Here is a 12,308-nt window from a genome sequence, read left to right as displayed (position 1 = left end):
GTACGGATCAGGGCGGGCCCGCTGATCCGCCCTGATCCGTACGACACCCCCAGACCGATGTTGGAGGAGATCGCAGGACTCTCCGGACGATTGGATACCGACCAGGTGAGGACGCCGGGAGAGTGGTCTTCCTATGATGGGCGAATGACACCCGAGGACCGCTTCCCCGGGCCTGAACTGCCCGACTCAGGCCCCCGCCACCCCCAGGACCTCGACGTGCTCCCGTACGGCTCCTACTACGAGCCCCCCGAGCCGGCCTCCGGCTACGGATACGACACCACCTACAGCGGCTACGGCGGCGCCCGCTTCCTGGAGCAGCACTGGCCGACGGCCAGTCACACCGCGCCGGCCTTCCAGGAACCCCAGGCCGGCCAGGCACCGGCCGCGCACCAGCAGGACGACCCGCCCACCATCGAGCTCGGCCCTCCGATCACCGAGGCGCCCCCCGAGGACGTCTTCTACCCGTACCCGCAGCCCGAGCCCGGCGAGGCGCCCGGCCCGCTGTACGTGGTCGGCGACGTGCACGGCTACCTCGACGAGCTGCTCGCCGCCCTCCACCAGCAGGGCCTGATCGACGCCGACGGGCACTGGGCCGCCGGGCGCTCGCGGATCTGGTTCCTCGGCGACTTCACCGACCGCGGCCCCGACGGCATCGGCGTGATCGACCTGGTGATGCAGCTGGCCGCCGAGGCCGCCGCCGCCGGCGGGTACTGCCGCGCCCTGATGGGCAATCACGAACTGCTCTTCCTCGGCGCCGCCAAGTACGGCGACGAGCCCGTCCAGTCCACCGCCGGCACCGCCTCCTTCCTGGCCGCCTGGCGGCTCAACGGCGGCCAGCAGCACGACCTGGACCGCCTGGAGGCACACCACGTCAGCTGGCTCTCCCGGCTGCCGGCGATGGCCCTGGAGGACGACCACCTGCTGCTGCACTCCGACACCACCGCCTACCTCGAGTACGGCGAGACCATCGCCGAGGTCAACGACGCGGTCCACGACCTGCTCGCGGAGGACGGCGCCGACGAGTGGTGGGACTGCTTCCGCCGCTTCACCAAGCGCTTCGCCTTCCGCGGCGACTCCGGGCCGATGGCCGTCCACGAGCTGCTCACGGCCTACGGCGGCCGGCGGGTGGTGCACGGACACAGCCCGATTCCGTACCTCACCGGCACGGCGCACGCCGAGGACGGCGCGCCCCCGCACATCCCCGGCCCGTACATCTATGCGGACGAGCTGGCGATCGCGATGGACGGCGGGGTCACCATGGAGGGGCGGCTGCTGATCGCCCGGCTGCCGCTCAACTGACGGACCGTCCACCGGAGCCGGACCTCCCACTGAACAACTGTCCGGCTCTGCAGTTCTGCTGACGGTACTGAAAATCCGGAAACCGACTGTCAGCCTCTTGGTGCTCACCCCTACCATCGAGGCAACCACACCGGGCCCGGCCCACCCGCCTGACGGCCCCACGTGGACCAGTCCACCTCCGTGACTGAGCTGAACGGGGTACCCATGACCAACACCCCGCACCTGCTCGCCGAGGACCGCCCGGAATTCGAGCGCATCCTCGACGAAGCACTGCGCGACGGTTCGATCGTCGAGTCACTGCGCGCGCCCGGCCCCCATCTCAACTCCGAACAGCTGCGCACCAAGACCCTGCTCGCGGCGGACACCGTCGCGGCGGCTGCGGCTTCCGAGTACGAGCACTACACCGGGCTGCGCGCCAACCTCCGGCAGTCTGACGACTCGTCAGTGTCGGCCGGCGGGCTCTCGACCCGCCTCCACTCCGAGGACGGCGCCGGCTTCTTCCCGGTGCTCACCGTGCTCACCCCGATCCTGGCCTGGGCCGCCGCGGCCGTCCTGCTGCTGATCGGGTACTCGCTGCGCGCCACCGACCCCGAACTCGCCCTGGGAAAGGCGGTGGTGACCGCCGGTTGGATATCCATCGCGGTGGGGATCGCCGCCCTGTCGGTCGGCATCATCGGGCTGCTGCTCACCGCACTGCGGGACGGCTCCGCCATGCCGTACGGCCAGGACCGGCAGCTGAGCGACGACGTCGCCGAGGCCCGCCTGGCCTGGCACACCGCCCTGCGCGACCGCGCGATCCTCCCGTACCTGCACGGCAATCTGGACTCCGAGCCCGCCCTCTCGCCCCAACCGGCCACCCGGCCGACCCCGCCCGATCTGCTCAGCCCCGGCTACAGCACCGCGAGTTACAGCAGCCCCGGCTTCACCAGCCCGGGCGTCGAGGGCCTGACCGACCAGGAAGGGCGCCAACCGCGCGCCGCCGAGTTCAGCAGTCCCGGCTACAGCCCACCGGGCTTCACCAATCCGGACGAGGGCTGACCCGCAGAATCCTGCGGGGGTCTGACTCACAGTCAGCCCACTATGCTGCCGCCATGGACATCGTGATCCCGCTCTTCGACCGCTTCGAGCCCCTGGACGCGATCGGCCCGTACGAGATCCTCGCCCATGTGCCCGGTGCCACGGTGCGGTTCGTCACGCCCGAGCCGGGCCAGGTCAGCGACGTGCTCGGCGCGATGACCGTGGCCGTCGGGACGCGGTACGACGAGGTGGAGTCCTGCGACGTCCTGCTGGTGCCGGGCGGGGCGGGGACCAGGCCGCTGCTCAAGGACGAGGACTTCCTCGCCTGGGTGCGGCGGATCCATGACGGGAGCACCTTCACCACCTCCGTCTGCACCGGGTCCCTCGTGCTCGGCGCGGCCGGACTGCTGCGGGGCCTGACGGCGACCACGCACTGGGGAGCCACGGCCGAGCTCGAGTCGTTCGGCGCCCGCTACAGCGCGGAACGCGTGATCAGGCACGACCGGATCGTCACCTCGGCCGGGGTCTCGTCCGGCATCGACATGGCCGTCCGGCTCGCCGCCTGGCTCACCGACGACCTCACCGCCCAGGCGATCCAGCTCTACACCGAGTACGACCCGCAGCCGCCCTTCGACTCCGGCTCCGTCGCCAAGGCGCCCGCCGCCGTGCTGGACCGCGCCCGCACCCTGGGCTGAGGGCCCGCCGAGATGACCGTGATCGCGGTGACCGGGCACCTGTATCTCACCGAACAGACCGTCCCCCTGGTCCGCCGAGCGCTGGGCGCACTGCTCGACGGCGTACCCGCGGGCCGGCTCACCGGCGTCTCCTGCATCGCCGAGGGCACCGACGCACTGTTCGCCGAGGCGGTCCTCGCCCGCGGCGGGCGGCTGGTCGTCGTGCTGCCCTCCGCCGACTACCGGGACACCCGGGTCACGCCCGAGTACGCCGAGGAGTTCGACCGCCTCGTGCGGGCCGCCGACGAGGTCGTGGTCATGCCCTGTCCCGAGGCCGACCAGGATGCTTACGCGGCCGCCAACGCCGAACTGCTGCGCCGCGCGGACCGGCTCGTCGCCGTCTGGGACGGCCTCCCGGGCAACGGGCGGGGAGGCACGGCGGACATGGTCGCCACGGCCCGCGCCGCCGGGCTTCCGGTGGAGGTGGTCTGGCCCGACGGCGCCGCGCGGCGGGGCTGACCACGCCCGGCCGTGCCCGGCTGTCAGTGGGGCAGCGGCGGGAGGGGCGGCAGCGGTTGCGGCGAGGGCGGCATCGGCGGCGGCCACGGCGGCGGCCAGCTGGGGGCGGAGTCCTCGTCACTCTGCTCGTGGAGCTCGGTGAGGAGCCGGATCGCCGACGTACTGTTCCCGGGCCGGGTGGCCGAACTCATGGCGGCCTTCGCGACGGCGGTGCGGGTACGCGGTGGCACCACCATCAGCAGGAAGTGGTCCTGGTGACCGCCGCCCACGCTCATGGTGTGGCTGCTGGACGAGAAGCAGTTGATCCGTACGACACGTCCGTCGACCGTGACACGGCTCGGAATGTCGTCCCACGCCGACCGCTCGACCGCGACGTGCAGGACGGGCCCCACCACGTCGCGCAGCGCGACGACGAGGGCGGGCAGCTCGCGGTCCAGCCGACGGGAGCGCGGCCACCACGCGCCGTCGAACATACCGGTGTGCGAGAGCGTCGGCTCAAGGCTGAGCCGTGGCTGCCTGCGGTCCACCGCGGCAAGAAGGCCAGGGGTACGGAAAGGAGGGAGTGAGGAGCTGCGGTCGGTGATCATGACGCGCCCGTCTCCGGTTCTCGACGAACCGATTTACTACCGAAGGGCGACGCCGACTCGGCTGCCGACATACCGGATGTCCTCAGTACCTCCAACCCTACGCCGGAGCCGGTGAGTACGGGGCGTATCCGGGCGAGTCAGTCTGCGTCGCTCTGTGGCGCCCACTCGTAGTCCCGGGTCGCCGGTACGTGGGTGCAGAGGAGCAGATAGCCCTCCGGGCTGAACCTCACCGTGAACTGCTGCCTCGCCTCGCACCGGCTGAACGCCGTCGGGCCTTGCGGGTCCGGTAGGCCGGTGTCGGCATCGCTCGGCACGACGCGGGTCGGCGTGCTCCGGGGCGCCGGCGTGTCACCACGGGGATCCTGACGGTCCGGCGCTCCGCCGGCCCCGAGCGCCACGGCTGCCGCCGCGAGAGCCGCGAGTGCCGCGGTGGTTACCAGGACGGTCCGCCGGGGTCCGGCTGCCGTACGGGGTGTCTCCGGCTCAGGGGCCGGGCCGGCCGGCAGCTGGTCGAGGACGGCGAAGGCCTCGCCCTCCCACTCCACCGGCCACTGCTCCGGGCCGAGCGCGGCCCGAGCGCGGGCGATCTCGTCGCGGGCAGCCGCCGCCGAGGGCCGCAGTTCGGGGCGGTCGGCGGTCATCGCCGCCACCAGGGCCGGCAGAGCACCCAGACCTGTGAGCACCAGCCCGGCCGCGTAGACGTCCTGGGCGGGCGAACTGCCCTCCCCGGCGCGGACCTCGGGTGCGAGGTAGTCGGGCGTCCCCACCACGAGCGCGTGCGAGGTGAGCTGGAGGTGGGGCAGGACCCTGGCCACCCCGAAGTCGGCCAGGAAGACGTGCGGACGCCCGGTCCCGGTCGCCGCCAGCAGCAGGTTCGACGGCTTCACATCCCGGTGCACCAGACCGGCGGCATGCACGGCGGCGAGCGCGTCCAGCAGCTGCTCGGCGATCAACAGACCGACCGGCGCCGGAAGTTGCCCGTAGTCGGCGAGCAGCCCGGCCAGCGTGCCGCCGCGTACCAGCGGGAGCACCAGCCAGGCCTCGTCCTCCCGTACGAACCAGTCCACCGGGACCAGCACGTGCGGATGCCCGATCCTGACCGACTGCTCGCAGACCAGCCGGAGCAGCGCCTCGACGTCGGCCGTACCGGACACCTTGACCGCCACGTCCGTGCCGCGGACCCGGTCGACGGCGCGCCACACCGTCCCCTGGGCACCACGGGCCACCGGCCGGACGAGCACGTACCGGTCGGCGAGTATCCCCCCTGCCTCCATGCGGACGAGCGTACCGCCGGGATCGGCGTGGGGTTCAGCGCAGCACGTTGAGTCGCTGCACCAGGGCGACGGCATCGTCCGTGCGGCCCGCGCCACAGGTACGGAGGATCTCGGCGATCCCGGGGTGGCGCGGCTCGATGGCCGCGGCCGCGTCCAGGATGTCGGCCGCGTCGGCCGAGGAGGTGAGCAGGTCGCGCAGCGAGCGGACGAACCAGCGCTCGGTGTCCGCCGAGGAGCCGCCGGGCGGGGGTGACGGCGTGAGCGGTGCGCCGAGCGAGTCCTGGCCCGGCGTGGTCCGGGCCCGGATCTCCGCGAGCCGGGCGGCCACCGCCTCCGGCGGTACGGCGCCGCTCCTGGCGTCCTGCGCGAGCTGAATCACCGTCGACAGCCTGGCGGCGGCGTCAGGATTGGCGATCCGGGCCCGCTGGGCGCGCATCACCAGGCTGAGCATGGCGGGCGAGATGCCGAGAACATCCGCGAGCGCCGACTGGGTGATCCCGAAGCTCACACAGAGATCGCGGCAGAGGTCTCCCATCGGTGCTCCGTACCACTGCCGCTGGAGCTCCAGGTTGCGCGCGATCGCGGTCTCGTCCATGGCCCAACGCTAGGGAGCAAGTTTTCACTTGTCAAAGAGAGTTTTCATATGTCAATCTCGTTGCGGCAGTAAACCACTCCTGAGAGGTCGTCACCATGCCCGTCACCATGCGCACTTCGGCCCTGCTCGCCGCCGTGATCCTCGCCGGCTTCGGGCTCACCGCCTGCCAGAAGAACGAGCCGGCCGCCGGCGCCCCGGCCCCCGCCACCACGGTCACCGCGAACCCGACGACCGCCCCGAAGAGCACCGTGACCAAGCCCGCCGACCTCCCGGCCGGTCTGCCCCTCCCCTCCGGCGACCTGACCTCCGTCACCGGCGGCGCCGGCGCCTACGTCCTCGCCTACCGCACCGCCGACCCCGCCGCCGACCTCGCCTCCTACGAGGCCGCCCTCAAGGGCGACGGCTACGACGTGGTGGCCGCGGCAGGCACCGTCACCGCACTCAAGGGCGCCGTCTCCCTGGTCATCACCACCACCCCCACCACCGTCACGGTCGCGGTCTCCGGCTCCTGACCGACCCGACGCCCTACAGCGACGCGAGGTTGTCGGCGAGGTCGTCGAGGCCGAAGGAGCCCTGGGACAGCGCCTTCATGTGCCAGGCCTTCAGGTCGAACGCGGCGCCCTGCCGACGCCGGGCGGCCTCGCGCCCTTGCCGCCAGGCTCGTTCGCCGAGCTTGTAGCCGATGGCCTGGCCGGGCCAGCCGAGGTAGCGGTCGATCTCGCTGCTGCGCATCTCGGCCGGGCTGCCGTTGTACGTGGCCATGAACTCGGCGGCCAGGGCCGGGGTCCACCGCTCCCCCGGGTGGAAGCCGGAGTCCGCCGGGACGGCGAGGCCGAGGTGCATGCCGGTATCGATGATCACCCGGATGGTGCGCAGCATCTGCTCGTCCAGAAAGCCCAGGCGGCGGGCGGGTTCGGCGAAGAAACCGAGGTCGTCCATGAGGCGCTCGGCGTACAGGGCCCAGCCCTCGACGTTGGCACTGACCTTGCCCAGCGTCACCTGGTAGCGGCTGAGCCGGTCGGCGACCGCGACCCACTGGGCGAGCTGCAGGTGGTGGCCGGGCACGCCCTCGTGGTACCAGGTACTGACGAGCTGCCAGGTCGGGAAGGTGTCCCGCCCGAGGGTGGGCAGGTAGGTCCGTCCGGGGCGGCTGAAGTCCAGGCTGGGGCCCGAGTAGTAGGCCGCCGCAGAGCTCCCGGCGGGCGCGATCAGGGACTCCACCTTGCGGACCGGGCCCGAGATGTCGAAGTGCGGGCCGTCGAGGGCTTCGATCGCCTCGTCCATGATCTGCTGCAGCCAGTCGCGGATCCCCTCCGCGCCCTTGACCGCGTGGCCGTGCTCCTCCAGGTGGCGCATGGCTTCGACGGGCGTGGCGCCGGGCAGCACGCGGTGGGCCTCGACCCGCATCTCGCCATCCAGCCGGTGGAACTCGCTCCATGCCCAGGCGTAGGCCTCGTCCAGGTCGAGGTCGGCACCGGTGCAGAGGCGGGCGGCACGCAGGTAGCGCTCACGGCCGACGGCGTCCGGGACGTCCGCTGCGGCGGGGGCGTAGGTGTCGCGCAGCCAGTCGCGGAACTCGGCGACGGCGGCCGTGGCGCGGAGAGCTGCCCCGTCCAGTTCGGGACGGAGCCGCTCGGGGCCGTCCGCCACGAAGTCGGCGAACCAGCCGGCGCCGGCGTCCTGCCCGGCTGCCTCGCCGGTCCAGGCGGTCAGCTGGCCGACGACCGCGGCGGCCTGGCGGGGAGCGGAGAGCAGACCGCGGGAGATCCCCTCACGGAGGGTGGCTCGGTAACCGTCCAGCGCCCCGGGAAGGTTGCGCAGCCGCCCGGCCACTGCCGCCCAGTCCTCCTCGGTGGCGGTCGGCATGACGGTGAAGATCTCCCGCACCCGGTGGACGTGCGTGCCCACATTGCGCAGCTGCCGGAAGTTGTCACCCGCGCCCTGCACGGCGAGCTCGGCGGTGAGCCGCTCCCGCAGCAACCGCGCGCATGCCTCCTCGGTCGGCCCCTCGACCACAGACCCGTCGAGCTCGACCAGTGCTCCCCGGGCGAGCTCCGCCAGCCCCTCGAACCCCTCCGGCGAGAGATCCGGCTGCCGGTCGTCCCCCGGGTTGAGCCCCAGCCACGCCGAGACCATCGGGTCGTACGCGGCCACCTGCTCGACGTACCCGTCGGCGATCCGGCGCGGCGTGCTCGATTCGTCTGCCATGCCACCATCCTGACCCACCATCGACGGACGTGTCAGGCTTCCACCCACTTCGGGATGCTGCTCCTGGCCGGGCTCACCGGCGCCCACCGGAAGCGGCGCTCCTGCCGGCGATGTCAGGGTCCGCACAGAGCGCCGCCCCCGGATTCTGCATCCGGGGGGCGGCGCTGCGGTGCTCTGCGGTCAGTCGGCCAGCGGGAGGTAGACCCGGTTGCCGGAGGCGGCGAACTCCTCGGACTTGGCGGCCATACCGGCCACCGCATCCGCGTCGAACTCGGTCGCCACGGCCGTGGAGCCGTCGCCGTGCTCGTCGCGGATCTTCTGGGAGATCTTCATCGAACAGAACTTCGGCCCGCACATCGAGCAGAAGTGGGCCGTCTTGGCGGGCTCGGCCGGCAGCGTCTCGTCGTGGAACTCGCGGGCGGTCTCCGGGTCGAGGGCCAGGTTGAACTGGTCCTCCCAGCGGAACTCGAAGCGGGCGTCGGAGAGGGCGTCGTCCCAGGCCTGGGCACCGGGGTGGCCCTTGGCGAGGTCGGCCGCGTGGGCGGCGATCTTGTAGGTGATGACGCCGGTCTTCACGTCGTCCCGGTTGGGGAGGCCCAGGTGCTCCTTGGGGGTGACGTAGCAGAGCATCGCGGTGCCCCACCAGGCGATCATCGCCGCGCCGATGCCCGAGGTGATGTGGTCGTAGCCGGGGGCGACGTCCGTGGTCAGCGGGCCGAGGGTGTAGAACGGCGCCTCGTCACAGATCTCCTTCTGGAGATCCATGTTCTCCTTGATCTTGTTCATCGGGACGTGTCCCGGGCCCTCGATCATCACCTGGACGTTGCGCTCACGCGCGATCCGCCCGAGCTCGCCCAGCGTCTGCAGCTCGGCGAACTGCGCCTCGTCGTTGGCGTCCGCGATCGAGCCCGGACGCAGGCCGTCACCCAGCGAGAAGGTGACGTCGTACGCCGCGAGGATGTCGCAGAGCTCCTCGAAGTTGGTGTAGAGGAAGTTCTCCTTGTGGTGCGCCAGGCACCAGGCCGCCATGATCGAGCCGCCGCGCGAGACGATGCCGGTCTTGCGACGGGCCGTCATCGGGACGTACCGCAGCAGCACGCCCGCGTGGACGGTCATGTAGTCGACGCCCTGCTCGCACTGCTCGATGATGGTGTCGCGGTAGACCTCCCAGCTCAGCTCCTCGGCCTTGCCGTCGACCTTCTCGAGGGCCTGGTAGAGCGGCACGGTGCCGATCGGCACGGGGGAGTTGCGCAGGATCCACTCGCGGGTGGTGTGGATGTTGCGGCCGGTGGAGAGGTCCATGACCGTGTCGGCGCCCCAGCGGGTCGCCCAGGTCATCTTCTCGACCTCCTCCTCGATGGACGAAGTCACCGCCGAGTTACCGATGTTGGCGTTGATCTTCACCAGGAAGTTGGTGCCGATGATGGCCGGCTCGACCTCGGGGTGGTTTACGTTCAGCGGGATGACGGCCCGCCCGATCGCGACCTCGTCCCGGACGAACTCCGCCGAGAGCCCCTCGCGCAGCGCGATGAACTCCATCTCCGGCGTGATGATCCCGCGCTTCGCGTACGCGAGCTGGGTCACCGCAGCGCCGTCACGCCCCCGCAGCGGGCGGCGCGGGCGGCCGGGGAACACCGCGTCCAGGTTGCGGAGGTTCCCGCCGCGCGGCGAGGTGTGCTTGATCCCGTCGTCCTCGGGGCGCGCCTCGCGGCCGTCGTACTCCTCGACGTCCCCGCGCTGGCGGATCCACGGGTCGCGCAGGGCGGGCAGGCCGCGCCGCACGTCGGGCTCGTACGCCGGGTCGGTGTACGGACCCGAGGTGTCGTACAGCGGGACGGTCTTCCCGTTGGTGAGGACGACCTCGCGGAACGGCACGCGGAGGTCCGGACGCGAACCGTCGCGGTAGGCCTTGCGCCAGGCGGGGGTCGGGTAGCCGGTGCCCGCGCTGCTGACCGAGCTCTGGGCAGACTTCTGCTGTGCATCAAAGGTGGTCATCAGACCCTCTACTCCCTACGCCGGCATTACCCGGTCCAGGTTCCTGCGGTCGGCGCAGCGGTTGGTACGTGCGGCCACGTACCGTTCAGCGCCCTCTCAGCCCGGTGCTCCGAGCTCCCGTGTCCTGCGAGCGCAGGACGTCCAACACCGTAGCGGGCGAATCCGGGCAGGTCCAGACGGCTTCCGGTCAATGGACAGAGCCGGCCGGCCGGCACGGTGACACACTGGCGGGATGGTGGGGACGACGGGACGCGTGACCGGGAGGGTGGGCCCCGGGCTGGTGGGCGAGGTGCTGCTGCACGTCCGCGAGCGGCAGGGGACGGAGGCCTTCCTCGCATACCCGTCCGTGCCCGGCGAGACCCTGCCGGTCGGCACGCCGGTGGTCGTGGTGGAGTACCAGCCGCCGCGCACGGTGTACGTCGCGCACGCGCTGGGCTGACTTCCCGTTTCCTTGACGCAGTCTTGACGATCCTGATGCGAAGTCAGGACGAAATGGCCTTCCCAACTGATCCGGTACAGGCGCAGAATCTCGTGCTGCCACCGCGTTCCGCGCCATCCTGCACAACAGAGCGCAGCCACGGAACGCCGGTGTGCCCTGAAGGGGGAACAGCCGATGCTGATCGGCATCGCGGGGGCCGTTGTGGCCACCATCGTCATTCTGATCGTGCTCTTCAAGCTCATGTGGCGGGTCGCCGAACCCAATGAGGCACTGATCATCTCCGGTTCCAAGCACCGCGCCGAGGGGGTCGCGGAGGGGCTCGGCTTCCGGATCGTCACCGGCCGGGGGACGCTCGTCACGCCCGGCGTCCAGGTGGTGCGCAAGCTGTCGCTGGACCTCAACGAGGCGGACCTGGACGTCGAGTGCGTGACGTCCCAGGGCATCCCGGTGCACGTCAAGGGCGTTGTGATCTTCAAGGTCGGCGACGACCCGGTGTCCATCGCCAACGCCGCCCGCCGTTTCCTGGACCAGCAGCAGATGATGGGCCACCGGGTGCACAACGTGTTCGCGGGCCATCTGCGCTCGATCGTCGGCGGGTTGACCGTCGAGGACATGATCCGCGACCGCGAGCGGCTGACCGGGGAGACCCGGGCGGCCTCCGGCTCGGAGATGGAGAAGCTGGGTCTGATCATCGACTCGCTGCAGATCCAGGAGATCCTCGACCCGACCGGCTACATCCAGAACCTGGCCGCCCCGCACGCGGCCGCCGTCATGCGGGATGCCCGCATCGCGCAGGCCGAGGCGGACCGGCGGGCCACCGAGGCGGAGCAGGAGGCCTTCGCCCGCAAGGCCGAGGCGACGCGTAACTCCGGCATCCAGCAGGCCGGTTACCAGGCCGAGCTGGAGACCGCCACCGCCCGTGCGATGCAGGCGGGCCCGCTGGCGCAGGCCGCCGCGCGCCAGGAGGTCGTGGTCCAGGAGACCAAGGTCGCCGAGCTGGAGGCGCACCGCAAGGAGCAGCAGCTGCAGGCGGACGTCCGCAAGCCGGCCGACGCCCGCGCGTACGAGACCCGCACCAAGGCCGAGGCCGACCGTGACGCCCGGATCTCAGCGGCGCAGGCGCAGGCCAAGGAGACCGAGCTCAAGGCCGGCGCCGAGGCGAACCGGGTGAAGATCGCGGCACTCGCCGAGGCGGAGGCGACCAAGGCACGCGGTCTGGCCGCCGCCGAGGCGACCAGGGCGACCGGTCAGGCGGAGGCCGCGGCGGCCGAGGCCAAGGGTCTGGCGGCGGCCGAGGCGGCGCGTGCGCAGGGTCTGGCCGAGGCCGAGGCGATCAAGGCCCGCGCGGCCGCGCTCGCCGAGAACCAGGAGGCCGTGGTCGCGCAGCAGCTCGCGGAGAACTGGCCTGAGATCGTCCGCGCCGGGGCCGAGGCCTTCGGGAACGTCGAGCACATGGTGCTGCTGAACGGCGCCGAGGGCATGGGCGAGATGTTCGCCAAGGCGCTGACCATGGGCGGTACCGGCCTGGGGCTGGCCCGCCAGCTGCTGGGTGCCATGAACCCCGCTCCGGCCGGCGAAGCCGAGGCGGCACCGGCGAGGCCGGTCAGCCAGGCGATTCCGGTGCAGGACAAGGCCTGAGCAAGCACTACCGCGCCCGCTCACCGTAAAGGTGGACGGGCGCGTTCGCGTCTCGGGCCGAGG

At 71.7% G+C, this 12,308-nt stretch carries 12 protein-coding genes; 7 read left to right on the top strand and 5 right to left on the bottom strand.

All coding sequences use genetic code 11. The annotated features are described in order from the left end of the window. Nucleotides 1–144 precede the first annotated feature (144 nt). The 4 genes from FB465_RS18685 (at nt 145) to FB465_RS18670 (ending at nt 3,509) form a co-directional block, all read left to right on the top strand. Nucleotides 145–1,299 carry a metallophosphoesterase gene (locus FB465_RS18685; protein ID WP_145792109.1) on the top strand — a complete coding sequence of 385 codons (1,155 nt, stop codon included), beginning with the start codon at nt 145–147 and terminating at the stop codon, nt 1,297–1,299. 204 nt (nt 1,300–1,503) lie between these two features. Beyond that, nucleotides 1,504–2,337, top strand: coding sequence for a hypothetical protein (locus FB465_RS18680; RefSeq protein WP_145792107.1), 834 nt, complete (start codon nt 1,504–1,506; stop codon nt 2,335–2,337). A gap of 53 nt (nt 2,338–2,390) precedes the next feature. Next, nucleotides 2,391–3,011 carry a DJ-1/PfpI family protein gene (locus tag FB465_RS18675; RefSeq protein WP_145792105.1) on the top strand — a complete coding sequence of 207 codons (621 nt, stop codon included), beginning with the start codon at nt 2,391–2,393 and terminating at the stop codon, nt 3,009–3,011. 12 nt (nt 3,012–3,023) lie between these two features. After that, nucleotides 3,024–3,509: a hypothetical protein gene (locus tag FB465_RS18670; protein ID WP_145792103.1), complete on the top strand. Its 486-nt coding sequence runs from the start codon at nt 3,024–3,026 to the stop codon at nt 3,507–3,509. Nucleotides 3,510–3,532: 23 nt separating this feature from the next. On the opposite strand, the gene FB465_RS18665 is transcribed toward FB465_RS18670, so the two are convergent. The 3 genes from FB465_RS18665 to FB465_RS18655 form a co-directional block, all read right to left on the bottom strand. Further along, a complete protein-coding gene (locus tag FB465_RS18665; protein WP_145792101.1) occupies nt 3,533–4,036 on the bottom strand; it encodes a DUF5994 family protein in 504 nt (167 codons plus the stop codon). 197 nt (nt 4,037–4,233) lie between these two features. After that, nucleotides 4,234–5,370: a serine/threonine-protein kinase gene (locus tag FB465_RS18660; protein WP_170290632.1), complete on the bottom strand. Its 1,137-nt coding sequence runs from the start codon at nt 5,368–5,370 to the stop codon at nt 4,234–4,236. A 34-nt stretch (nt 5,371–5,404) separates the two neighbouring features. Further along, on the bottom strand, nt 5,405–5,965 hold the full coding sequence (locus FB465_RS18655; RefSeq protein ID WP_145792098.1) for a helix-turn-helix domain-containing protein: 561 nt from the start codon (nt 5,963–5,965) through the stop codon (nt 5,405–5,407). 95 nt (nt 5,966–6,060) lie between these two features. Here FB465_RS18655 and FB465_RS18650 point away from each other — a divergent pair, with 95 nt between their 5' ends. Then, nucleotides 6,061–6,477, top strand: a complete 417-nt coding sequence (locus FB465_RS18650) for a hypothetical protein (protein WP_145792096.1) — start codon at nt 6,061–6,063, stop codon at nt 6,475–6,477. Between the two features lie 13 nt (nt 6,478–6,490). Here FB465_RS18650 and FB465_RS18645 read toward each other — a convergent pair whose 3' ends face one another. Together FB465_RS18645 and thiC are read right to left on the bottom strand one after the other, a co-directional pair. Next, a complete protein-coding gene (locus tag FB465_RS18645) occupies nt 6,491–8,173 on the bottom strand; it encodes a DUF885 domain-containing protein (protein WP_145792094.1) in 1,683 nt (560 codons plus the stop codon). Between the two features lie 180 nt (nt 8,174–8,353). Next, complete coding sequence (gene thiC, locus FB465_RS18640; RefSeq protein ID WP_145792092.1) at nt 8,354–10,168, bottom strand: phosphomethylpyrimidine synthase ThiC; 1,815 nt, start codon at nt 10,166–10,168, stop codon at nt 8,354–8,356. Nucleotides 10,169–10,400: 232 nt separating this feature from the next. Between thiC and FB465_RS18635 the strand changes: the two genes are divergently transcribed. Beyond that, a complete protein-coding gene (locus FB465_RS18635) occupies nt 10,401–10,607 on the top strand; it encodes a hypothetical protein (protein ID WP_145792090.1) in 207 nt (68 codons plus the stop codon). A 174-nt stretch (nt 10,608–10,781) separates the two neighbouring features. Beyond that, on the top strand, nt 10,782–12,245 hold the full coding sequence (locus tag FB465_RS18630) for an SPFH domain-containing protein (protein ID WP_145792088.1): 1,464 nt from the start codon (nt 10,782–10,784) through the stop codon (nt 12,243–12,245). The last annotated feature ends 63 nt before the right edge of the window (nt 12,246–12,308 follow it).

This window comes from Kitasatospora atroaurantiaca (genome assembly GCF_007828955.1).
GTDB classification, from domain to species: Bacteria; Actinomycetota; Actinomycetes; order Streptomycetales; family Streptomycetaceae; genus Kitasatospora; species Kitasatospora atroaurantiaca.
The sequence above is the reverse complement of the archived record's forward strand: the minus strand, read 5'-3'. Positions and strand labels throughout refer to the sequence as shown.

Coding starts and splice junctions, on each gene's coding strand:
- FB465_RS18685 (WP_145792109.1), top strand. CDS start 145: ATGACACCCGAGGACCGCTTCCCCGGGCCTGAACTGCCCGACTCAGGC.
- FB465_RS18680 (WP_145792107.1), top strand. CDS start 1,504: ATGACCAACACCCCGCACCTGCTCGCCGAGGACCGCCCGGAATTCGAG.
- FB465_RS18675 (WP_145792105.1), top strand. CDS start 2,391: ATGGACATCGTGATCCCGCTCTTCGACCGCTTCGAGCCCCTGGACGCG.
- FB465_RS18670 (WP_145792103.1), top strand. CDS start 3,024: ATGACCGTGATCGCGGTGACCGGGCACCTGTATCTCACCGAACAGACC.
- FB465_RS18660 (WP_170290632.1), bottom strand. CDS start 5,370: ATGGAGGCAGGGGGGATACTCGCCGACCGGTACGTGCTCGTCCGGCCG.
- FB465_RS18655 (WP_145792098.1), bottom strand. CDS start 5,965: ATGGACGAGACCGCGATCGCGCGCAACCTGGAGCTCCAGCGGCAGTGG.
- FB465_RS18650 (WP_145792096.1), top strand. CDS start 6,061: ATGCCCGTCACCATGCGCACTTCGGCCCTGCTCGCCGCCGTGATCCTC.
- FB465_RS18645 (WP_145792094.1), bottom strand. CDS start 8,173: ATGGCAGACGAATCGAGCACGCCGCGCCGGATCGCCGACGGGTACGTC.
- thiC (WP_145792092.1), bottom strand. CDS start 10,168: ATGACCACCTTTGATGCACAGCAGAAGTCTGCCCAGAGCTCGGTCAGC.
- FB465_RS18635 (WP_145792090.1), top strand. CDS start 10,401: ATGGTGGGGACGACGGGACGCGTGACCGGGAGGGTGGGCCCCGGGCTG.
- FB465_RS18630 (WP_145792088.1), top strand. CDS start 10,782: ATGCTGATCGGCATCGCGGGGGCCGTTGTGGCCACCATCGTCATTCTG.